Source organism: Streptomyces kunmingensis (genome assembly GCF_039533535.1).
Classification (GTDB): Bacteria; Actinomycetota; Actinomycetes; order Streptomycetales; family Streptomycetaceae; genus Streptomyces; species Streptomyces kunmingensis.
This window is the reverse complement of the sequence record NZ_BAAATS010000065.1, coordinates 19,557-40,693: the sequence shown is the minus strand read 5'-3', so window position 1 is coordinate 40,693 and position 21,137 is coordinate 19,557. Positions and strand designations below refer to the sequence as shown.

The 21,137-nt window shown below is 71.9% G+C and carries 16 protein-coding genes; 11 read left to right on the top strand and 5 right to left on the bottom strand.

Annotated features, from left to right (window positions below; translation table 11 throughout):
* Positions 1-20 precede the first annotated feature (20 nt).
* The 5 genes from ABD366_RS41750 to ABD366_RS41730 all read left to right on the top strand — a co-directional run bounded on the left by ABD366_RS41750 (position 21) and on the right by ABD366_RS41730 (position 7,236).
* A complete protein-coding gene (locus ABD366_RS41750) occupies positions 21-1,835 on the top strand; it encodes an acyl-CoA dehydrogenase family protein (RefSeq protein WP_324771451.1) in 1,815 nt (604 codons plus the stop codon).
* Positions 1,832-3,547 (top strand): acyl-CoA dehydrogenase family protein, encoded by a 1,716-nt coding sequence (locus ABD366_RS41745; RefSeq protein WP_324771450.1) that lies wholly within the window; start codon positions 1,832-1,834, stop codon positions 3,545-3,547. The genes ABD366_RS41750 and ABD366_RS41745 overlap by 4 nt, the downstream gene beginning before the upstream one ends.
* 130 nt (positions 3,548-3,677) lie before the next feature.
* Entirely contained in the window at positions 3,678-3,992 is a 315-nt protein-coding gene (locus ABD366_RS41740; protein WP_324771449.1) for an acyl carrier protein, read from the top strand.
* A complete protein-coding gene (locus ABD366_RS41735; protein WP_324771448.1) occupies positions 3,992-5,425 on the top strand; it encodes a condensation domain-containing protein in 1,434 nt (477 codons plus the stop codon). The genes ABD366_RS41740 and ABD366_RS41735 overlap by 1 nt, the downstream gene beginning before the upstream one ends.
* 47 nt (positions 5,426-5,472) lie before the next feature.
* Positions 5,473-7,236 carry a fatty acyl-AMP ligase gene (locus tag ABD366_RS41730; protein WP_324771447.1) on the top strand — a complete coding sequence of 588 codons (1,764 nt, stop codon included), beginning with the start codon at positions 5,473-5,475 and terminating at the stop codon, positions 7,234-7,236.
* Between the two features lie 73 nt (positions 7,237-7,309).
* Here the strand turns inward: ABD366_RS41730 and ABD366_RS41725 are convergent, their stop codons facing one another.
* The gene (locus ABD366_RS41725) at positions 7,310-8,617 is read right to left on the bottom strand and encodes a DUF1015 domain-containing protein (protein WP_324771446.1); all 1,308 of its coding nucleotides are present in this window, start codon (positions 8,615-8,617) and stop codon (positions 7,310-7,312) included.
* A gap of 113 nt (positions 8,618-8,730) precedes the next feature.
* Here ABD366_RS41725 and ABD366_RS41720 point away from each other — a divergent pair, with 113 nt between their 5' ends.
* Positions 8,731-10,494 (top strand): class I adenylate-forming enzyme family protein, encoded by a 1,764-nt coding sequence (locus ABD366_RS41720; protein ID WP_324771445.1) that lies wholly within the window; start codon positions 8,731-8,733, stop codon positions 10,492-10,494.
* Here ABD366_RS41720 and ABD366_RS41715 read toward each other — a convergent pair.
* Entirely contained in the window at positions 10,481-11,824 is a 1,344-nt protein-coding gene (locus tag ABD366_RS41715; protein WP_324771444.1) for a M6 family metalloprotease domain-containing protein, read from the bottom strand. The genes ABD366_RS41720 and ABD366_RS41715 overlap by 14 nt on opposite strands.
* A gap of 310 nt (positions 11,825-12,134) precedes the next feature.
* Between ABD366_RS41715 and ABD366_RS41710 the strand changes: the two genes are divergently transcribed.
* Together ABD366_RS41710 and ABD366_RS41705 are read left to right on the top strand one after the other, a co-directional pair.
* On the top strand, positions 12,135-12,797 hold the full coding sequence (locus tag ABD366_RS41710) for a TetR/AcrR family transcriptional regulator (RefSeq protein ID WP_324771443.1): 663 nt from the start codon (positions 12,135-12,137) through the stop codon (positions 12,795-12,797).
* 147 nt (positions 12,798-12,944) lie between these two features.
* Positions 12,945-14,474: an MFS transporter gene (locus ABD366_RS41705; protein ID WP_324771442.1), complete on the top strand. Its 1,530-nt coding sequence runs from the start codon at positions 12,945-12,947 to the stop codon at positions 14,472-14,474.
* A gap of 88 nt (positions 14,475-14,562) precedes the next feature.
* On the opposite strand, the gene ABD366_RS41700 is transcribed toward ABD366_RS41705, so the two are convergent.
* Positions 14,563-15,126, bottom strand: coding sequence for a MarR family winged helix-turn-helix transcriptional regulator (locus ABD366_RS41700; protein ID WP_324771441.1), 564 nt, complete (start codon positions 15,124-15,126; stop codon positions 14,563-14,565).
* A 119-nt stretch (positions 15,127-15,245) separates the two neighbouring features.
* On the opposite strand from ABD366_RS41700, the gene ABD366_RS41695 reads away from it, so the two are divergent.
* Positions 15,246-16,013, top strand: a complete 768-nt coding sequence (locus tag ABD366_RS41695; protein WP_324771474.1) for a dioxygenase family protein — start codon at positions 15,246-15,248, stop codon at positions 16,011-16,013.
* A 33-nt stretch (positions 16,014-16,046) separates the two neighbouring features.
* Here the strand turns inward: ABD366_RS41695 and ABD366_RS41690 are convergent, their stop codons facing one another.
* Positions 16,047-16,583: a GNAT family N-acetyltransferase gene (locus ABD366_RS41690; RefSeq protein WP_324771440.1), complete on the bottom strand. Its 537-nt coding sequence runs from the start codon at positions 16,581-16,583 to the stop codon at positions 16,047-16,049.
* A gap of 179 nt (positions 16,584-16,762) precedes the next feature.
* Here ABD366_RS41690 and ABD366_RS41685 point away from each other — a divergent pair, with 179 nt between their 5' ends.
* Positions 16,763-17,770 carry a sigma-70 family RNA polymerase sigma factor gene (locus ABD366_RS41685; RefSeq protein WP_324771439.1) on the top strand — a complete coding sequence of 336 codons (1,008 nt, stop codon included), beginning with the start codon at positions 16,763-16,765 and terminating at the stop codon, positions 17,768-17,770.
* Positions 17,771-18,380: 610 nt separating this feature from the next.
* On the opposite strand, the gene ABD366_RS41680 is transcribed toward ABD366_RS41685, so the two are convergent.
* On the bottom strand, positions 18,381-19,385 hold the full coding sequence (locus ABD366_RS41680; RefSeq protein WP_324771438.1) for a helix-turn-helix transcriptional regulator: 1,005 nt from the start codon (positions 19,383-19,385) through the stop codon (positions 18,381-18,383).
* A 61-nt stretch (positions 19,386-19,446) separates the two neighbouring features.
* Between ABD366_RS41680 and ABD366_RS41675 the strand changes: the two genes are divergently transcribed.
* Positions 19,447-21,015: an MFS transporter gene (locus ABD366_RS41675; protein WP_411293778.1), complete on the top strand. Its 1,569-nt coding sequence runs from the start codon at positions 19,447-19,449 to the stop codon at positions 21,013-21,015.
* Positions 21,016-21,137: the final 122 nt, after the last annotated feature.

Here is a 21,137-nt window from a genome sequence, read left to right as displayed (position 1 = left end):
TCTCAGATTCAGGTGGAGTCGTGACGGAACCTCAACTCGCACCCCCGCGGCGGTACGCGCCGTACGACCGGGCCGGCGGCTTCGACCGCTCCCTCGGCCATCCCGCCCGAAGGGACCTGCCGTTCTTCGCGGCCCGGCTGCGTGAACTCGACGCCGCCGAGGCGTTCCCCACGGACGCCGTGGCCCGGCTCGACGAGCTCGGCCTGCCGGCGTACTACGTGCCCGCCCGGCACGGCGGCGCCCTCGACAGCTACGAGGACCTGCTCCAGCTGGTGCGGGTGGTGGCCCGGCGCGATCTGACCGTGGCGATCGCGCACACCAAGACGTATCTGGGCGCGGTGAGCACCTGGGTCGGCGGAACGGCGGAACAAGGAGGGGAGTTGGGCGCCCGTGTCGCGTCCGGCGCCGTCGTCTCCTGGGGCCTGACCGAGCGCGCCCACGGCAGCGATCTGCTCTCCGGCGAGCTGACCGCCACCCCCGTCGAGGGCGGCGGCTACCGGCTCGACGGCGAGAAGTGGCTGATCAACAACGCCACCCGCAGCGACCTGGTCTGCGTCCTCGCCCGCACCTCCCCGGCCGGCGGCACCCGCGGCTACAGCCTGCTGCTCGCCGACAAGTCCTGTATCGGGCAGGGCAGTTACACCTGTCTGCCCGCGGCCAGAACGCACGGGATCCGCGGCGCCGACATCAGCGGCATCGCCTTCGACGGCGCCGTCGTGCCCGCCTCCGCGCTGATCGGCGAGGAGGGCGAGGGCATCGAGACCGTCCTGCGCAGCCTGCAGATCACCCGCACGATCTGCGCCGCGCTCTCGCTCGGCGCCGGCGACCGCGCGCTGCGCATCGCCACTGGCTTTGGCCTGGAGCACCGGCTGTACGGCAAGCGGCTGATCGACCTGCCGCAGGCGCACCGCGCGCTGACCGAGGCCTACGCCGACCTGCTCGCCATGGAGGCCGTCACACTGGTCGCCTCGCGGGGCGTGCACACACTGACCGAAGAGATGAGCGTCTCGTCGGCCGCCGTGAAGTACCTGGTGCCGACCACGGCCGACGAACTGATCTCCGCCATGGGCCAGTTCCTGGGCGCCCGCTCCTTCCTCAGCGAGGAGTTCGCGCACGGCACGTTCGCCAAACTGGAGCGCGACCACCGGATCGTCGGCATCTTCGACGGCAACACGCTGGTCAACCTGAACGCCCTGATCAACCAGTTCGCCGCCCTCGCCCGCGGCTACCGGGCCGGGCGCACCGACGCCGAGGGACTCGCCGCCGCGGCCACGCTCGACGTCCGGACGCCCGCCTTCGACCCGGCCCGGCTGCTGCTGACCTCCCGCACGGGCAACAGCGTCGCGGCCTCACTTCCCCAAAGCCTCGTAGAACTGCGGGAGTTGGCAGGTGAAGGGGAGGCGTCCGAGTCCTTGCTCACCGTCGCCGAGCAGCTGCTGCGCATCAGTGACACGACGCACGAGGAGATGGCCGCCCACCGGCCGAGCCCCCGTGACGTGCCCGCCGCCGCCTTCGACCTGGCACACCGCTACACCCTCTGCTCCGCCGCCGCGGCCTGCCTCCAGGTGTGGCTGCGCAACCGGACCACCGTCGCCGCCGACACCACCGCGACCGCGGCCCTGTGGCGGGACGGCCTGTGGGTGGAGGCCGCGCTGACCCGCCTCGCCGAACGCCTGACGCCCGGGACGCTGCCCGAGGACGGCGCCGACGGCTCGGCCGTGCTCGACCGGCTGATGCCGCCGCTCGTCGACCAGTACGAGAGCGGCCAGATGTTCTCCCTGCTGCCCTTCCCGCTCGCCGAGGCGAGCGGCTCCGCCGCCCAGGAGGCGTCATGACCGACCCGAACGCCGTCCCCGGCGGCCCCGACGTCCTGGAGAGAGCGTTCGGCGACGCCCACGACCCCGACAACCCGCTGGGCTTCGACGCCGTCCTCGCCGCCGACGAACGCGCCGAGATCCTGCCCGCCGGCGAAGCCGCCCTGGACGCCTACGGGTTCAACGCGGAGTACGTGCCCCGCCGGCTCGGCGGACGCCTCGGCCGGATCGACCGCCTGATGCGCATGATGCGTACCGTCTCCCGCCGCGACCCCACCCTGGCTCTCGGCCACGGCTTCACCAACTACATATCCGGCTCCGCCATGTGGACCGCGGGCAGCGACGTCCAGCAGAAGCGGATGGCGGACATCCTGCTGTCCGGCCGCAAGACCGCCGCGGGCTACAACGAACTGCCGCACGGCAACGACTTCACCCGCACCGACCTCACCGCGACCCCCTCGGCCGACGGCAGCCGCTACCTGATCAACGGCCGCAAGCAGATCGTGAACAACCTGGGCCGGGCCGACGCCGTCGTGCTGCTCGCCCGGACCGGCGCCGGCCCCGGCAACCGCAGCCACTCCCACCTGTGGGTGGACCTCACCCAGGCCCCGGCCGACCGGCTCCGCAGGGACTACCGCTTCCCCACGGTCGGGCTGCGCGGCTGCCTCATCGGCGGCGCCGACTTCACCGACCTGGAAGTCCCCGCCGACGCCCCCGTCGGCCCCGTCGGCAGCGCGATGGAGACCGTCCTGCGCGCCTTCCAGACCACCCGCGCCGTCCTCCCCGGCATGATGGTCGGCACCGCCGACACCCAGCTGCGCACCGTCACCCGCTTCGCCCTCGACCGCGCCCTGTACGGCCGCCGCGTCGCCGACCTGCCGCACGCCAGGGCCACCCTGGTCGGCGCCTTCCTCGACCTGCTCGCGGGCGACTGCATGGCCACCGTGGCCTGCCGCGCCCTGCACGTCCTGCCGGGCCAGACCAGCGTGATCACCGCGGTCAACAAGTACGTCGTACCCAAGGTCCTGCACCGGACCTCCCACACCCTGGGCACCCTGCTCGGCGCCAACTCGTACTGGCGCGACGGCCGCTACGGCATCTTCCAGAAGTTCTTCCGCGACCTGCCCGCCATCACCTTCGCGCACGCCAACGCGGCCGTCTGCCAGGCCACGACCCTGCCGCAGCTGCCCCGCCTCGCCGCCGCCAGCTGGGGCACCGCCCAGGCGCCGCCCGCCGCGATCTTCGACCTGGCGGCGCCCCTCGACGACATCGACTACCAGGCCCTCGAACTCACCTCGCGCGGCGCGGACCAGCTGACCGCGCTGCTCCACGACCGCGCCTCCGTAGCGGCGCTGCCCCCGGCCGCGGCCCGGCTCACCGCCCTGCTCCGCGCCGACCTCGACGACCTCGGCCGGCGCTGCCGGCAGCTGCCGCCGAGCGAGCACTCGGTGGTCGCGGGCCGCTCCGGGTTCGCCCTGGCCGACCGGTACGCGCAGCTGTCGATGGCCGCCGCGTGCCTCGGCGTGTGGCAGCACAACCAGCACGGCGTCGACCCGTTCCTGCGCGACGACGCCTGGCTGACCGGTGCCCTCACCCGGATCGCCGCACGCCTCGGCCACGACGTGGGCGCCCTGCCCGACGCGGTGGAACAGCGCCTGTTCGCCGAACTGACCGCAAGGGAGGAAGACCGTGCCGGCTACGACCTCGACCGTTCGCGGCTCGCGCGCGCCTGAGCGCGCGCCCGGCCACGGGCCCGGCCGCACCGGGCGCCCCGTCCCCGCCTGCCCCGACCCCTACCCGTATCCGGACCAGAAGCCCTACCCCACCAATTTCCACACCCTTCACATCACCAGGAGCCTCCTCATGGCCACCACCGGCATCGAGACCACCCCCGTCGAGACCACCCCCGCCGACACCACCGCCGTCGACACCACCGCCGTCGAGACGATCCGCACCTGGCTGACCGAGCGCGTCGCCTACTTCCTCGACACCGAGCCGGCCGAGATCGCCGCCGACGACCTGCTCGTCGAGATCGGCCTCGACTCCGTGTACGCGCTGACCCTCTGCGGCGACGTGGAGGACGAGTTCGGCATCCTCGTCGAGGCCACCCTCGCCTGGGACCACCCCACGATCGACGCGCTCACCGCCCACATCCACTCCGAACTCGCCGCCCGGTGATGCCCGAGAAGCGATCCCTCTCCAAGCCATCCCTCTCCAAGCCATCCCTTTCCAAGCGATCCCTCTCCATCGGGCAGGAAGCGCTCTGGTTCCTGTACCGGATGGCGCCCGACAGCCCCGCCTACAACGTGCAGGCCGCCCTGCGGGTGCGCGGCGCACTCGACGAGGCGCGGCTGCGGCGCGCGCTGCGCGCCGTGGTGGAGCGGCACGACGTGCTGCGCTCCACCTTCACCGAGACCGCGGCAGGACCGCAGCGCCTGATCGGCCTCCCGGACCTGGTCCCCCTCCAGGTCCGGGAGGTCCCGGGGGTCACCGACGCCGGGGAGCTGGAGAAGCACGTCAAGGCGTTCGGGGACACCCCCTTCGACCTGACCGACGAGGGCACCTGCCGCGCCCTGCTGCTGCGCGTCGCTGACGACGACCACGTCATCGTCGTCAGCGCCCACCACATCGTCACCGACGCCACCTCCCAGTGGCTGCTGCTCCAGGACCTGCTCGACGCCTACGCGACGGACACCGCGCCGCCGCCCCTGGCCCGCGGTTACGACGACTACGTGCGGGGCGAGCAGGAGCTCCTCGGCGGACCCCGCCGCGAGCAGCTGGTGACGTTCTGGGAGGAGTTCTGCGCCGACACCGCCGCCGCCGAGCTGCCCTCGGACCGGCCGCGGACCCCGCGCCCGCCGGCCGTCTTCAACGGCGCGACCTGCGAGGCCCGGATCCCCGACGCGCTCGTGCCCCGCCTGCGCGAGGCCGCCAAGCGGGCGGGAGTGACCCCGTTCGCGCTGACCCTCGGCGTCTTCCAGGCCCTGGTGCACCGCTACAGCGGACGCCGCGACTTCCTCGTCGGCTGCCCGACGACCACCCGCAGCGGCCCCGGCATGCGCGAGGTCGTCGGCTACCTCGTCAACACCCTCGTCCTGCCCGCCCACTTCACCGACACCACCACCTTCGGGCAGGCCGCGCACACGGCCCAGCGCCAGGTGATGCGGGCCATGAAACACATCGGCTACCCGTACGCCCTGCTCGCCGGGGAAGAGCCGTACAGCAGCCGGAACCCGCCCGTGCGGATGGTGTTCACGATGGTCGCGCCCGGCCGCCTCGAACCCCTCCTGATGCGGGTCACGGAGGCCGCGGCCCGCGGCACGGACACCGAGTACGCCGGACTGCGCATCGAGCTGATCGACGTACCGCAGCTGGAGGGCCAGTTCGACCTCAACGTGGAGATGCGGCAGAGCGCCACCTCACTGACCGCCGTGTTCCGCTACGCCACCGACCTGTTCGACGAGGCCACCGTCCGCCGGCTGCTCGACTCCTACGTGCGGTTGCTCACCGAGGCGGTCGACGACCCGGACGCCCCGGTGGCCGGCGCCGCCCTGGTCACGGCCGGCGACCTGGACGACCTGCTGGCCCTGGGCGAGGCCACCGACTGGTGACCGCGTCCGCCGACCCACACCCGCCGCCCACTACGACTGGGGACCCCATGCTCACGGACGACCACACGCTCCTTCAGGCCCGCAGCGCCATGGCCCGCATCCGTACGAACGCCCATGTCACCCCGGACGACCCCGCCGTCATCTTCGTCCGCGACCCCAACTCGCCGGGCGGGGACGAGACATGGTCGTACGCCAGACTCGACCACGAGGCCCGCAAGATAGCCGGCTGGCTCCAGGAGAGGTACGCGCCCGGCGACCGGGTCCTGCTCCTGTACCCGGAGAGCCTCCAGTTCGCCGCCGCGTTCGTCGGCTGCCTCTACGCCGGCATGGTCGCCGTCCCGTCCTCGCTGCCCGGCCAGTACAGCCACCAGCGCCGCCGCGTGGACTCCATTGTCGAGAACGCGGCCGTCGCCGCCGTCCTCACCAGCGAGGCCGTCGCCGCGAACGTCCTGGACTGGGCGGGCTCGGACCCGGGCCGCGAGATCACCTGCGCCGTCACCGACGGCCCCGGCTTCACCGACGCGCACGCCGAGGCCTGGCAGGTGCCCGACGTCGGCCAGGACACCCTGGCCCTGCTCCAGTACACCTCCGGCTCCACGTCCGACCCGAAGGGAGTGATGGTCCACCACGGCAATCTGCTGCACAACTCGGCCGCGCTCAGCGCCGCTTTCGGCCTCGACCGCACCACCCGCTTCGGCTCGTGGATCCCGCAGTACCACGACATGGGGCTGCTCGCGATCCTGCTGCCGCCGCTGCTCCTGGGCGGCTCCTGCGTCCTGATGAGCCCGACGACGTTCCTGAAGCGGCCGCACTGGTGGCTGCGGATGATCGACAAATACCAGATCAACTGGTCGGCGGCGCCCAACTTCGCGTACGAGCTGTGCGCACGGCAGATCACCGACGAACAGCTCGCCGACCTCGACCTGTCCTGCTGGCGGTTCGCCGCCAACGGGTCGGAGCCGGTCCAGGCCTCCACCCTCACCGCGTTCGCCAAGCGCTTCGCCCCGGCCGGCTTCCGCAGCGACACCATGGCACCCTGCTACGGCATGGCCGAGGCGACCGTGTTCATCTCGGGCACCGGGCCGCGCGAACTGGCCGTCACCCGCGTCGACGAAGCCGCCCTGGAACAGCACGAGTTCCGTCCCGTCACCGAGGACCGGGCCGGCCGTGACGTGGTCAGCTGCGGCACGGCCGAGGAGTACACGGTCCGCATCGTCGACCCGGCCACCCGCGAGGCGCTGCCCAAGGGCCGCGTCGGCGAGATCTGGCTGCGCGGGGCCAGCGTCGCCCAGGGCTACTGGGGCCGCGAGGAGGCCACCCGCTCCACGTTCGGCGTCAGCACCCTCGACGGAGACACCGGCTACGTCCGCACCGGAGACCTCGGCACCCTCCACGCGGGCGAGATCTACGTCACCGGCCGCCTCAAGGAGATGCTGATCCTGCGTGGCCGCAACATCTACCCGCAGGACGTGGAGCACGCGCTGCGCCGCGGTCATCCGGAGCTGGTGGGCCTGTTCGGCGCCGCGTTCGCCGTCCCGGTGGCCACCGCCGACGGCGGCACCGAGGAGCAGCTCGTCGTCGTGCACGAGGTACGCGGCTCGGTCGGCGCCGGTGAACTCCCGCTCCTCGCCGCCCGGATCAGGGGCAACATCGCCCGTGACTTCAGCGTCAGACCGGCGGCGGTGGCCCTGGTCAGGCGCGGGGCGGTGCTGCGCACGACCAGCGGCAAGATCCAGCGCGCGGCGATGCGCGCGCAGTACCTGGACGGCCTCCTGGAGAGCCGCCACCTGGACGGCCCGCAGGCCGCGTGACCCGAGCGCACGAGAGAGGGCGCCCTGCTGCCTCAGCGGCAAGGCGCCCTCTCTCCGGGGAACTTTCACGGCGTCACGGCACGGGCGGCTCGTCCAGGCTCCGCATCACGAGGCCGGTGGCGGGCTTGGGCCCGAACGACGTCGACTTGCGGGGCAGCCGCACGCCCACCCCGGCCAGCTCCCGGACGGTCCGCTCACCCACGGGCCGCATCAGCACGGCCGTACCGCCCTCCCGCCGCGCCTGCTCGACAGCGGCGGCCGCGTCATGGACGTAGCCGATCTCCTCGGGCTCGTCCGGCACACCCCACACATGCGCGAGCAGGGTGCTGTGCAGCACGGTGGCGTCCAGCTCCCGCCAGGCCGCGGGCCGGTCGCCCGGCACGGTCCGCGCGAGCAGCGCCGGATCGGGCCGGTCCAGGAGGTGGAACTCCCCGGCCGCGCCTCCCGCCAGCAACAACGCGTTCCCCGTGCCACCGGCGGCCTCGGCCGACGCCTCCATCGCGGCCGCCAGCTCCCCCCGCACCTCGCGCACCCGGAACGCCCCCTCGACCGCGGCGAGAGCCCGGGCCACCGGCAGCCGCCGGAGCACGCGGTGGATGGCCCGCACCCGGAAGGGGTAGCGCTCCGTGTCCACCAGCAGGGCGAGCCCGAAGTCCCAGTCCCCCTCCGCCCGCGGACCCGCACCGGACCGCACCTCGTCCCGCACCCGCAGATAGGTGGCCCACCGGTGGTGTCCATCCACGATCATCGCCTGCCGGCCCCGCAGATCGGCGTCGATCCGCGCCAGCTCCGCCGGGTCCGTCACCGCCCAGAGCCGGTGCCGCACGCCGTCGTCCATGACCGCGGTCACCAGCGCGGGCCGCCGCACGGTGCGCTCGACGACACCCCCGGCCCCGTCCGGCCCGGCGTCCCCCTGGTAGGCGAGCAGCATCGGCTCCAACTGCGCGGCCGTCGCCCGCAGCACGGCCGCCCGGTCCGCGACGACATGCTCGAACACGTCCTCGTGCGGCAGCACCACGTCCTCGCCCTGGCGCGGCAGCCGCAGCGCGCCGACGATCCCGCACTGCGAGAAACCGTCGCCCCGCTGCTCACAGACGTACAGCGCGGGCTCGGGATCGGCGGCGATCACACCCTCCGACAGCCAGTGGGCCAGGGTCCGCACGGCGTCCGCGGAGCGGTCGGCGGTGGTCCGCCCGCGCGGCAGCAGCAGCCGCACGATGTGGAACGGATCGCCGGGCTCCGCGTCCCGCACCCCGTCCGCGGTGACCGCGGTGAGTGCGCCGACCTGCCCGGCCCGCTCCGGTACATAGCGCAGCCCTCGAAACGGACGAAGCTGAAGGCCGCCCCGCACGGCGGCCGGCCCGGGGGCCGTGATTTCCATGGCCGCAGCGTAGGAAGCAGCGCTTTCACCTCGATTTCCCTGGCCCGGCACGGTGGCGGGGGTGCTGTCGCGTGTCTTGACGGGGGGTGGGCGCGGGGACGTAGCGTCCGGGGATGGAATCCCTGGAAGCGTTGCTGACCGCGCCGGGTGCTCCCTTCGCCGTGGTGCGCGGGGAGGACGGGCGGCTCGCCTACGCCGAGGGGCCGCGGACCCTGCGCGAGTTCGCCGAGACGACGTGGGCGTTCGGGTCCACCCCGTTCCTGATCTCCGAGACCGGGCGGATGACGTACGGGGAGTTCTTCGCCGCCGCGAGCGCCCTCGCCCGGCGCTTCCTCGACGCCGAGGACGCGGGCGGGTACGGACTGCGGCCCGGCGACCGTGCCGTCATCGCCATGCGGAACCACCCCGAGTGGCAAGTGGCGTTCTGGGCAGCCCAGTTGGCGGGCCTGGTCGCGGTGCCGCTGAACGCGTGGTGGACCGCCGACGAGTTCGCTTACGCCCTCGACGACTGCCGTCCCGGCGTGCTGCTCGTGGACGGGGAGCGGTACGAGCGCATCGCCGCGTGGCGGGAGGGCGCACCGGAGAAGGCGCCCTGGGTGCTCGTCTTCCACGAGGAGGGACGGGACGTCGCAGGCGCACGCGTCGAGCGGTACGGGGAACTGCCGGCCGCCGATCCGCTGCTCGGGCCGCCCGACGTCGACGTGGCACCGGACGCGGACGCCACCATCCTCTACACCTCCGGCACGACCGGCCGGCCCAAGGGCGCCGTCGCCACGCACCACGCCCATATGGGAGCCATCGCCAACCCCCGCTACTTCGCGGCCCTTTCGGCTCTGGCGCGCGGCCTCGTGCCCGGGCAGGGACCGGCCCCGGTCGGGCTGCTCACCTTCCCCTTCTTCCACGTGGCGGCGTTCACGGGGTTCTACGGAGCGATGGCCGCGGGCGGCACGCTGGTGCTGCTGCGCAAGTGGGACACGGACAAGGCGCTCGCCGCGATCCGGCAGCACGGGGTCGCCGCCTTCGGCGGGGTGCCGGCGACCGCGCTGCAACTACTGGACCGAGCCGAGGAGTTGGGTGACCCGCTGCCCACGCTGACGGGCTTCAACACCGGGGGAGCCGCCGCGCCGCCGCAGATCGTGGGCCGCCTCACCGCCCGCCACGGCGAGCGCATCGAGCCCCGGAACGGCTACGGCCTCACCGAGACGCTGGGCGGCGTCACGGCGAACTTCGGTGCGCAGTACCGGAGTTGGCCCGAAAGCGTGGGCAAGCCCGCGCCCGCTGTGGAGGTACGGATCGCCGGGCCCGGCGGTGAGCCGCTGCCCGACGGTGAGGTCGGTGAGCTGTGGCTGCGCGGGCAGAGCCTCATCCGGGGCTACTGGGAGGACCCGGCGGCGACCGAAGCGGCGTTCACGGCCGACGGCTGGTTCCGTACGGGGGACCTGGCGGTTCTGGCCGAGGGCCGGATCAGCGTCGTCGACCGGATCAAGGACATGGTGATCCGGGGCGGCGAGAACGTGTACTGCGTCGAGGTCGAGGGCTGCCTGCACGGCCACCCGGACGTTCTGGAGGCGGCCGTCGTCGGGGTGCCGCACCCGGTGCTCGGCGAGGAGGTCGCCGCCGTGGTCCGCTCCCGCCCCGGCTCCGGCCTGGACGAGCGGACCCTGCGGGAGTTCGCCGCCCTGTCCCTCGCGGCGTTCAAGGTGCCCGCCCGTGTGCTGGTGCAGGAGGCGGAGCTGCCGCGCAACGCCACCGGGAAGGTGCTCAAGCGGGAGGTACGGCTGAGGTTCGAGCCCGGTCGACCCGGCCACCCTGATGGTGACCTCGGCCGCCCCGACGGTGACCTCGGCCGTTCTCGGGATGCCGCTAGCGGCGAGTGACGTACACCCGGTAGTTCCCGGACGAGTCCACCGACGCCACGGAGACCCGCACCCCCGCCCTGCGGTCCTTGAACACCTCGCCCACGCGGTACGTCGCGTCGGACAGCTCCGCGTGGACGTTCGGGCGGCGGGTGCAGCCGCCGCTGTCGGGGGTGGAGTCCTTCACCGTGATGGGGCCGCGTCCGGTGTCCACGTCCGCGTCGACCTTGTAGATCAGGACGCCGGGGCGGCAGACCGCCTCGTCGTTGCCCTCCTGCGTGCGGACCTCGATCGCGTACCCCGTTTTCGCGGTCAGCGGGACGAACACCAGCCTCGTACCGGAGCCGGAGCTTTTGGGGCCTGAGCTGCCGGCGCCGGTACCGGTCGCGGTATCGGTACCGGCACCGCCGTCGTCCCGCGAGAGCGGCGACAGCAGGTGCTCCGTCGTGCCGGACCGCGCCGCGCAGCCGATCCGGGCGTCGTCGAGCCAGCCCAGTTTCCACTTGTGCCAGCCGAGCAGGTCGTTCCCGACGCCCCAGTCCTCGCTCATGATGTCCCAGTGCCCGACGGCCCCGCCGCCGTCCTGGGTGTAGAGGTCGGGCAGGCCGAAGACATGGCCGTTCTCGTGCGGCAGGACGCGGTAGCCGGTCTCGGCGTACGAACCGGAGCCGTCGTCCTGGCGGGAGTAGACGAAGGACGCGTTCGACAAGGGGAGGCCGTCGGCGACCGGTGCCTCGCGGTTGCCGGCGAACGTCACCGAGAGGACCGTGTCGAGCGCGGAGGGGCCGGCGTTCGGGGTGACCAGGATGTTCGCCAGGTCGTAGCGGCCGAAGTCCACGTCCGGGTCGGCGGCCGCCACGATGTCGTCGACCAGCTCGCGGTAGCCGGGCTCGAAGGGGGCGCCGCGCTCTATCCCGTACGCGGAGAACGCTTTCGGCATCCGCAGCCAGTGCTTGACGGGGGCTTCGGGAAGGTACGTGAGGCGGCCGTACGACCCGGTGCGGAACCAGTTCTGCGTCTTGGGGAAGAACTCCCTGAACCGGTGCATCGCGGTGCCCTCACCGGGCGCGTCCGGGAAGTCGATCATGAGGTTGAGGGCCCGGACGGTGCCGGTGGAGCGGGCGTAGCCGGAGGACGTGGGCAGTCCCTCCGACATCTGGACGCCCATCGCGCCGCGGATCATGCAGGGTTCGAGCGAGATCGCCCTGGTCGGCGCCACCGGGCCGGCCGCGGTCGGTGAGGCGTCGAGCAGCCGGCCGGTGCTCGCGGTCATGGTCAGCGCGAGGGCCGCGGCAGTGGCCCCGGCGAGCGCCGCACCGCGCCGGCCCCCGCGTATCCGCTGCTGCCGCATCCGAACCGCCTCACGCTCGGGTCCCTTTCGATCACCCTGTGTCGAGGTGCGGCGGGTCGCGCGCTGGGTGCGCCGATCGTGGGTTTCTGCCGGAAAAGAGGTGTGAGGCAGGTCACAGGGGTACCGGGAAATAACCGGGGAGGCTCTCCCCGTTTAACCGTGAGTCCGCACGAAGCGGGGACTCGCTCCCCAGTTCCTGGGACACAGAGAACAGTTCCTGGAACACAGGAACAGTCCGCGGGGCGCAGAGAGCGGGTCCCGGGACACAGAGACCCGGACCGAGCACGATCAACGACCGAAGGAGACCGCCGTGGCCACCGCCGCCCCCGCCGAGTCGCAGCGCCGAGCCCCGCGACCGCGGGCCGACGCCCTGCGTAACCGGGAGCGGATCGTCGCCGCCGGGCGGGAACTGCTCGTGGAGTACGGGACCGACCTCCCGCTCGACGAAGTGGCCCGCCGTGCCGGCGTCGGCAACGCCACGCTGTACCGGAACTTCAAGGACCGCGGCGAGCTGATGCACCACGTGGTCCTCTCGGTCACCGACCGCGTCATCGAGCACGCCGAGAAGGGACTCGCCGCCGAGGACGCCGGCGAGAGCGGCGCGTTCGACGCGCTGCGGACCTTCGTGCACGCCGCCGCCGACGAGCGCATCGGCGCGCTCTGTCCGACGCTGCAGACCACCTTCGACCAGGACCATCCCGATCTGCTCGCCTCCCTCGGCCGGCTGACCGCCGGCATCGAGGACCTTCTCGGGCGCGCCCGCGCGGCCGGCGAGCTGCGCACCGACGTCGGCGTCGGAGATCTGATGGTCGCCCTCTCCCAGCTCACCCGGCCGCTGCCCGGCAAGGCCTGCCTGGACTTCGACCGATACGTCCACCGCCATCTGCAACTGTTCCTCGACGGCCTGATGGCGCCCGCCCGCTCGGAACTCCCGGGCGCGGCCGCGACCTTGGAGGACCTCCGCAAGGACTGACCCTCCGGGGCCGAGTTCCCGCCCGCGCCCCGCACGCGTAGGGATGCGGGGGCTGCCGCCCCACATCTCCGTACCGCACCGATTTCTCAGCCTTATCTACGACTTTCACGTCTTTCCCGACGTACACGACTTGCTTGGAGTCCCGCTGTGGGTACCCCCTTGCCGAAAACGGCACCTCTCGAAGGCGACTCGCGCCGCTGGAAGGCACTCGTCTTCATCGCGCTCGCCCAGCTGATGGTCGTCCTCGACGCCACCATCGTGAACATCGCCCTGCCCTCCGCCCAGACGGATCTCGGCATATCCGACGGCAACCGCCAGTGGGTCATCACGGCCTACGCGCTCGCCTTTGGCGGTCTGCTGCTGTTCGGCGGCCGCATCGCGGACCTGTGGGGCCGCAAGCAGACCTTCGTCACCGGCCTCATCGGCTTCGCGCTCGCCTCCGCGATCGGCGGCGCCGCGCAGAACGAGGCGATGATGCTGGGCGCCCGCGCCCTTCAGGGCCTGTTCGGCGCGCTGCTCGCCCCGGCCGCCCTCTCCCTCCTCGCCGTCATGTTCACGGACGCCAAGGAGCGCGCGAAGGCGTTCGGCATCTACGGTGCGATCGCCGGTGGCGGTGGCGCCGTCGGCCTGATCCTCGGCGGATTCCTCACCGAGTACCTGAACTGGCGCTGGACCTTCTTCGTCAACATCCCGTTCGCGGCCGTCGCCGCGCTCGGCGCCGTCCTCGTCATCCGTGAGCCGGCCGGCGGCCGCAACCGCTCGCCGCTGGACGTCCCCGGCGTCGTCCTCTCCACCCTCGGTCTCGTCTCCCTCGTCTACGGCTTCACGCGCGCCGAGTCCAACGGCTGGTCCGACGCGACCACCATCGGCCTGTTCGTCGCCGCCGTCGTGCTGCTGCTCGCCTTCGTCGCCGTCGAGGCCCGGGTGAAGCACCCGCTGCTGCCGCTGCGCGTCGTCGCCGACCGCAACCGCGGCGGTGTCTACGCCTCCCTCGGCCTCGCCGTGATCGCGATGTTCGGCCTGTTCCTCTTCCTCACGTACTACCTGCAGATCGTGAAGGGCTTCTCGCCGGTCAAGACCGGCTTCGCGTTCCTGCCGATGATCGCGGGCATGATCACGGGCTCCACGCAGATCGGCGCCCGCCTGATGACCCGCGTCAGCCCCCGCCTGCTGATGGGCCCGGGCTTCCTGCTCGCGGCGGTCGGCATGCTGTTCCTGACCCAGCTCGAGGTCGACACGTCGTACGCCGGCGTGATCCTGCCCGGTCAGCTGCTGCTCGGCCTCGGTATGGGTACGGCGTTCATGCCCGCCATGTCGCTCGCCACGATCGGCGTCGAGGCGCGGGACGCCGGTGTCGCCTCCGCGATGGTCAACACCTCGCAGCAGGTTGGCGGCGCCATCGGCACCGCCCTGCTGAACACGATCGCGGCCTCGGCCACCACCGCGTACATCGCGGACCACGCGGCCGGTGCGCGGAACGCCCAGCTGCTCCAGGCGCAGGCCCAGGTCAGCGGCTACACCCACGCCATCTGGTGGGCGGTCGGCATCCTGGTCGTCTCCGCCGCGATCGCCTTCGCCCTCATCAACACCCGTGCCCCGGGCTCCGGTGCGGCCACGGCGTCCGGTGACACGGAGGGCATCGAGGACGAGTTCAGGATCCCGGTGGTCGCGCACTGACCTCCGGGCCGGGGCCCGGCGGCCTCACCTGAGCCGGGCCTCACCTGAGCCGGGCCTCACCTGAGCCGGGCCTCACCTGAGCCGGGCCTCACCTGAGCCAGGGGAGGTCCGCTCCGGCCTCCTTCGGCTGGAGTCCCTCGGCGACGATCTTCATGATCTCGCCGAGGGACTTCTGCTGTTCCGGGCTGAGCCGGTCGAAGAAGGCCTGGCGGACCGCCGCGACATGGCCGGGGGCGGTCTCCTTCAACACCTCGAGGCCCGCGTCCGTCAGCACCGCGAACTGACCGCGCTTGTCCGACGGGCAGTCCTCGCGCCGCACCCACCCGTTCTTCTCCAGGCGCGCGATCGCGTGCGAGAGCCGGGAGCGGGTGATCTTCGCGCTCATCGCCAGCTCCGTCATCCGCAGCCGCCGCCGGGGCGCCTCGCTGAGCTGGACCAGCAGACCGAAGTAGATGTGCGGCATCTTCGCGTCGCGCTGCAACTGCCGGTCGAGGTGGTCTTCCAGAAGAGTGGTGGCATGGAGGTAGGCACGCCAGACGTGCTGCTCGTCGGCGCTGAGCCACTGGGGTTCGGCGGACCCGCGCCTGTCGTCCACGGTCCGGCCGTTCTCGGTGCGGCCGCTCTCGGTCTTGTCGTTCTCGTTCTTGTCCATCGGCTCCATCGTAAAGACCTCCTCCTTGAATATTAAACAAACAGCGGCTACTTTTGTCAGTACCCAGAGCTTGAAAGTTCAAGGAGGTTGCCGTGTCCACCGCACCCGCACCCGAGCGCATGCCCGCGCTCTACCTCAGCCACGGCGCCCCGCCGCTCGCCGACGACGCCCTGTGGCCGGGACAGCTCGCCGCCTGGTCGGCCGGCCTGCCGCGCCCCAAGGCCATCCTGATGGTCTCCGCGCACTGGGAGGAAGCCCCGCTCGCCCTCGGCGCCACCGAGACGGTGCCGCTCGTCTACGACTTCTGGGGCTTCCCCGAGCACTACTACCAGGTGCGGTACGCCGCCCCGGGCGCTCCCGAGCTCGCCGATTCCGTACGCAAACTGCTGCGTGCCCCGGGCATCCCGGTGCAGGACGTGCCGGACCGCGGGCTCGACCACGGCGCGTACGTCCCGCTGGTGGAGATGTACCCGGAGGCCGACATCCCCGTCCTCCAGGTCTCCATGCCGACGCTCGACCCGCAGAAGCTGATGGACATCGGGCGGCGGCTCGCTCCGCTGCGGGACGAGGGCGTGCTGATCATCGGCTCCGGGTTCTTCACGCACAACCTCGCCGCGCTGCGGCAGGGCGGCATCCCGTCGTGGTCGGTGGAGTTCGACGACTGGGGGCAGCGGGCGCTGGACGCGGGCGACGTCGACGGGCTGCTCGACTTCGCCCACAAGTCCCCGGCCGGGGCGCTGGCCCACCCCCGCACCGAGCACTTCGCTCCGCTGTTCGTGACGATGGGGGTGGCCGAGGCGGGCGCCTCCGGCGGGGTCGGGGTGCAGCGGTCCGTGATCGACGGGTTCTGGATGGGACTGGCGAAGAGGTCGGTCCAGTTCGGCTAGACGGGTGCGGCCAGCGTCGTGGCTGGTCGGGCCCTAGGCCTTCAGGCCGAGCGGCTTCTCGTACCAGGCGACGTCCCAGTAGGCGCCGAACTTCCGGCCGACCTCCCGGTACGTGCCCACATAGGTGAAGCCGAAGCGGGTATGGAGGCGGACCGAGGCCTCGTTGGGCTGGGTGATGCCCGCGTACGCGCGGTGCACGTCCTCGTCCGCGAGGGCCTCGAAGAGGGACTTGTAGAGAAGGGTGCCGATGCCGCGCCCGCCCGCGTCCGGGGCGCAGTACACCGTGACCTCGACCGAGGTGTCGTACGCGGCCTTCGGACGGAACGGGCTCGACGTCGCGTATCCGAGCAGCGGGCCGAAGGCCCCCTCTCGCCGCTCCTGCGCAACCAAGAGGCGGTACGGGCCGTCTTCAGGGTGGGAGAGCAGCCAAGGACGTCGCTCTTCCGGAGCGAAGGCGTCCGTGTCGAAGGTGATCGGCGTCTCGCGTACGTAGTGGTTGTAGAGGCTGGTGAGACCCTCGAGGTCACCTTCGACTCCTGGCCTGACCTGCACCTCTGTGGGCTCCGGCATCAACTCGCCTCCTCATCGGCGGCCGCGTGGCGGCACAGGGTACTGCATGATCACAAAAATGATGGGGCCGGTTGGGAATTCTGTCCGGATTCCAGTCGTTGTTTCCATCAGAAGCAGGGCACCCGGGAGGGTGTGCGAGCCGTCCGGCCCAGCCGACCTACCATCGCAAGGGAGCACGCATGGCAACCCGTGCCGTAGCCCGTCGTAAGTCCGCCGCCTCCGGCGAGACTGATGCGGCACGCAGTGTTCGCGCCGTAGGCGGGGAGATCGCCGACCGCGACCTGGTCGGCATGTACCTCGACGAGATAGCGCGTACACCGCTGCTCGATGCCGCAAAGGAAGTCGACCTCTCCCAGACCATCGAGGCGGGCGTGTACGCCCAGCAGATCCTCGACGGGGAGGTCTCCGACAGCGAGGCCGCGGGCAAGGCGTCCCGCGAGGAGCTGGAGGCGCTGATCGCCGACGCGGAGAAGGCCAAGGACATCTTCATCCGGTCGAACCTGCGCCTGGTCGTGGCGGTCGCCCGCCGTTACCCGCGCAGCGGCCTCCCGCTGCTCGACCTCATCCAGGAGGGGAACGCGGGCCTGGTGCGCGCGGTCGAGAAGTTCGACTACCGCAAGGGCTTCAAGTTCTCCACGTACGCCACGTGGTGGATCCGCCAGGCCATCACCCGCTCGATAGCCGACCAGTCCCGCACGATCCGGCTCCCCGTCCACCTCGTCGAGGAGCTGGGCCGCATCCGCCGCGTCCAGCGCGAGTTCAACCGGAAGAACGGGCGGGACCCCGAGCCCACCGAGATCGCCGCCGAGCTCGACACCAAGCCCGAGCGTGTCGTCGACGTCCTGGACTGGGCGCGCGACCCGGTCTCGCTGAACATGTCGGTGGACGACGACGGTGACACGCAGTTCGGCGACCTCCTCGAGGACACGTCGGCGGTCTCCCCCGAGCAGTCCGTCCTCACGCTGCTCCGCTCCGAGGAGCTGGACGATCTGATCGGCCGCCTCGACCAGCGCACCGCGTCCATCATCAAGATGCGGTACGGGATCGAGGACGGGCGCGAGCGGACGCTGACCGAGGTCGGCAAGGAGCACGGGCTGACCCGTGAGCGCATCCGGCAGATCGAGAAGCACGCGCTTCTCGAGCTGAAGAAGCTGGCGCGGGACACGGGGTTCGACGCGGCGGCGTAGCCCTTCTGGGGACCAGGTCATCGGGCGGCCCGCACTTGACTGTGCGAGCCGCCCGACCCGTTTCCTGCCCTTCCAGGCACCCCGGGCCCGGCCAGCCGCCCCGTTCGCGCAGTTCCCCGCGCCCCTAACGGCATGCGGCTTCGCCACCCGGTGGGGTAGTTCGTCGTCTGCGGGTCCGGCGGGGGTTGGCCGCGCAGTTCCCCGCGCCCCTAAAGGCATGCGGCTTCGCCGCCCCGTGGGCTGGTTTGTCGTTTGCGGGTCCGGCGGGGGTTGGCCGCGCAGTTCCCCGCGCCCCTATAGGCATGCGGCTTCGCCGCCCTGAGGGGGTTGTTCGTCGTCTGCGGGGCGGTGGGGCTTCTCGCGCAGTTCCCCGCGCCCCTGAGATGCGCACTGCGTGCGCCATCTCAACGGGCGCGTGTCCCCGCGCCCCATGGGGCTGCGGCGAAGCCGCATGCTCCAGGGGCGCGGGGAACTGCGCGACCAGCCACGACGAGACCCGCACCCGGCAAACTCCCGCACCCGGCAGGGCCCCGCCCCGCACCAGACAAGGCCCCGCACCCGGCAGGACCCCGCACCCGGCAGGGCCCCGTACTCCGAACCCGGCGATGAATCAGCCCCGCTCGCTCGAAGCACCCGCACCCGCACCCGCACCCCGCGCCATCCTGGCCCCCATCTCGCCTACGGCCAGTACCAGCTTCTCCGGACCTAGGACCCGGAAGTCGAGTCCGGTCATGGCGAGGCGGACGGCCAGCCACTCCACCGGCCCGGACGCGGTCGCCCGGAGCCGGCAGCCACCCCCGGGCAGAGGCTCGGCCCGCCCCACCGCCGGAGGCACCCGCGCGGCCACCTCCTCGACCGTCGCCGCGAACTCGACATCCGCCTCGTACGCCCCACCACCCCGCGCCTCCATCGACCGCCGCAGGTACTCCGCCGCGTCCCCTTCCGGCACCTCCCGCGGAGCGAACCGCGCCCCGGTGGCGAACGGCTCCGACAGCCGGTCGACCCGGAACGTACGCCAGGCGTCGCGATCGATGTCGTACGCCACGAGATACCAGCGCCGCCCCGTGGAGACCAGCCGGAACGGTTCCACCAGGCGCCGCGTCTCCGTCCCGTCGGCCGCGCGGTAGTGGAACCGGAGCCGCTCCGTGCCGGCCGTGGCCGACGCGATCACGGTCAGCGTCTCGGGCGCGATGGTGGCACCGTCCCCCGACGTCAGCGGGATCGTCGCGGCCTGGAGCGTGGCGACCCGGTGCCGCAGCCGCGACGGCAGCACCTGTTCCAGCTTGGCCAGCGCCCGCACCGAGGCCTCCTCGATGCCGTCCACCGCGTGGCCCGCCCCGGCGCGCAGCCCCACCGCTATCGCCACCGCCTCCTCGTCGTCGAGGACGAGCGGCGGCAGCGCCTTGCCCGCGATCAGCCGGTAGCCGCCGTCGGCGCCCATCGAGGCCTGGACCGGATAGCCGAGATCACGCAGCCGGTCGATGTCCCTGCGCACGGTGCGCCGGGAGACCCTGAGCCGTTCGGCGAGCTCGCCGCCGGGCCATTCGCGCGGGGTCTGGAGGAGGGAGAGGAGTTGGAGCAACCGGGCCGGGGTGTCCGTACTGGTCGTCGTCATGCCCCAAGGATGCCGCCCGTCTAGGACACGAACTGGCCTAGATGGTCCCTAGGCTTCTGCCATGACCTCACCGACCGAACCGACCGCGTCAGCTGAACCAAAGGCACCAAAGGCCCCTGCCACACCCGCCGCCGCCCCGGACATACCCGCCACCAACGACCGGCGGCGCTGGTTCGCGCTCGCCATCGTGATGACGGCCGCGTTCATGGACCTCGTCGACGTCACGATCGTCAACGTGGCGCTGCCGACGATCCAGCACGACGAGGGCGCCACCACCGGCCAGATCCAGTGGATCACCGCCGGCTACGCGCTGGCCTTCGCGGCGCTGCTCATCACCGGCGGCCGGCTCGGCGACATCTTCGGCCGCAAGCGCCTCTTCCTGCTCGGCATCGCCGGATTCACCGTGGCCTCCGCGCTGTGCGGCTTCGCCGCGAACCCCGAGATGCTGGTCGCCTCCCGCATCCTCCAGGGCGGCATGGCGGCGATGATGGTGCCGCAGGTCCTGTCGATCGTGCACGCGACGTTCCCGGCGCACGAGCGCGGCAAGGTCTTCGGTCTGTTCGGCGCGATCGTCGGTCTCGGCGCGGTGACCGGACCGCTGCTCGGCGCGCTGCTCACCGAGTGGAACATCGCGGGTCTCGAATGGCGCCCGATCTTCCTCATCAACCTGCCCGTCGGCATCGCGGCCCTGATCCTCGGCGCGCGCGTCATCAGCGAGTCGAAGGCCCCCAAGGCCCTGAAGCTGGACCTCGTGGGCGTCGTGCTCGTCACCCTCGCCATGCTGGCCCTCGTCTACCCGCTGACCCAGGGCCGCGAGAACGGCTGGCCGCTGTGGGGCTTCGTGATGATGGCGTCGTCCGTCGCGATCGGCGTCGCCCTGATCGCGTACGAGAAGGCGAAGACGCGGCGCGACGGCTCCCCGCTCATCGAGCTGTCCCTGTTCAAGGTCAAGAGCTTCGCGGCGGGCATCGCCGTACAGACCGTCTTCGGCCTGACCATGGGCATCTTCTTCCTGACCTGGACGCTCTACATGCAGCTCGGCCTCGGCTGGAGCGCGCTGAAGGCGGGCGTCACCGGGGTGCCGTTCTCCATCGCCGTCTCCGTCGCGGCCGGCATCTCCGTACAGAAGCTGGTGCCCCGCTTCGGTCGCAAGGTCCTCCAGGCGGGCGCGCTGACGATGGCCGCGGGCGTGCTCGTCTACGTGTACGAGTCCGGGCACTACGGCCTGTCCATCGCCGCCTGGCAGATGGCGCTGCCGCTGGTCGTGATGGGTCTCGGCATGGGCCTGATCGTCGCCCCGCTGACCGACGCGATCCTCTCCGAGGTGCCGCGCGAGCACGCCGGTTCGGCGTCCGGGCTCATCAACACAGTGATGCAGATGGGCAACGCGCTCGGCCTCAGCCTGGTCTCGGTGATCTTCTTCAACGTCGTCGAGGACCACATGAAGCAGGGCGCGGGGAACGCCGCCTTCATAGACGGCTTCCACAGTTCGCTGCTGTGGGCCGCGGGCATCCTGGTCGGCATCTTCCTGCTGATGTTCGCGCTGCCCCGCAAGGCGGCCGGCGACACGACGGAGGCCTCCGCGGAGAGCGCCCCGGATGACGAGCGCAGGCCCGAACTGGTCGGCTAGCCGCGCCCGAGGCGCGAGGCGCCCTCGGGAGGCCTTCCCCGGATGTCTGTTTGTGTCTGCGCGATGCCCGAACCTGTTTACTTTCCGGAAATCCGGTCGTAGTCTCAGGGTGAAGTCACAGA

Bases quoted from the DNA above. Each gene is read 5' to 3' on its own strand.
- ABD366_RS41730 (WP_324771447.1), top strand. From the start codon at position 5,473: ATGCTCACGGACGACCACACGCTCCTTCAGGCCCGCAGCGCCATGGCC.
- ABD366_RS41695 (WP_324771474.1), top strand. From the start codon at position 15,246: ATGCCCGCGCTCTACCTCAGCCACGGCGCCCCGCCGCTCGCCGACGAC.
- ABD366_RS41675 (WP_411293778.1), top strand. From the start codon at position 19,447: ATGACCTCACCGACCGAACCGACCGCGTCAGCTGAACCAAAGGCACCA.
- ABD366_RS41745 (WP_324771450.1), top strand. From the start codon at position 1,832: ATGACCGACCCGAACGCCGTCCCCGGCGGCCCCGACGTCCTGGAGAGA.
- ABD366_RS41685 (WP_324771439.1), top strand. From the start codon at position 16,763: ATGGCAACCCGTGCCGTAGCCCGTCGTAAGTCCGCCGCCTCCGGCGAG.
- ABD366_RS41720 (WP_324771445.1), top strand. From the start codon at position 8,731: ATGGAATCCCTGGAAGCGTTGCTGACCGCGCCGGGTGCTCCCTTCGCC.
- ABD366_RS41740 (WP_324771449.1), top strand. From the start codon at position 3,678: ATGGCCACCACCGGCATCGAGACCACCCCCGTCGAGACCACCCCCGCC.
- ABD366_RS41715 (WP_324771444.1), bottom strand. From the start codon at position 11,824: ATGCGGCAGCAGCGGATACGCGGGGGCCGGCGCGGTGCGGCGCTCGCC.
- ABD366_RS41700 (WP_324771441.1), bottom strand. From the start codon at position 15,126: ATGGACAAGAACGAGAACGACAAGACCGAGAGCGGCCGCACCGAGAAC.
- ABD366_RS41680 (WP_324771438.1), bottom strand. From the start codon at position 19,385: ATGACGACGACCAGTACGGACACCCCGGCCCGGTTGCTCCAACTCCTC.
- ABD366_RS41725 (WP_324771446.1), bottom strand. From the start codon at position 8,617: ATGGAAATCACGGCCCCCGGGCCGGCCGCCGTGCGGGGCGGCCTTCAG.
- ABD366_RS41735 (WP_324771448.1), top strand. From the start codon at position 3,992: ATGCCCGAGAAGCGATCCCTCTCCAAGCCATCCCTCTCCAAGCCATCC.
- ABD366_RS41690 (WP_324771440.1), bottom strand. From the start codon at position 16,583: ATGCCGGAGCCCACAGAGGTGCAGGTCAGGCCAGGAGTCGAAGGTGAC.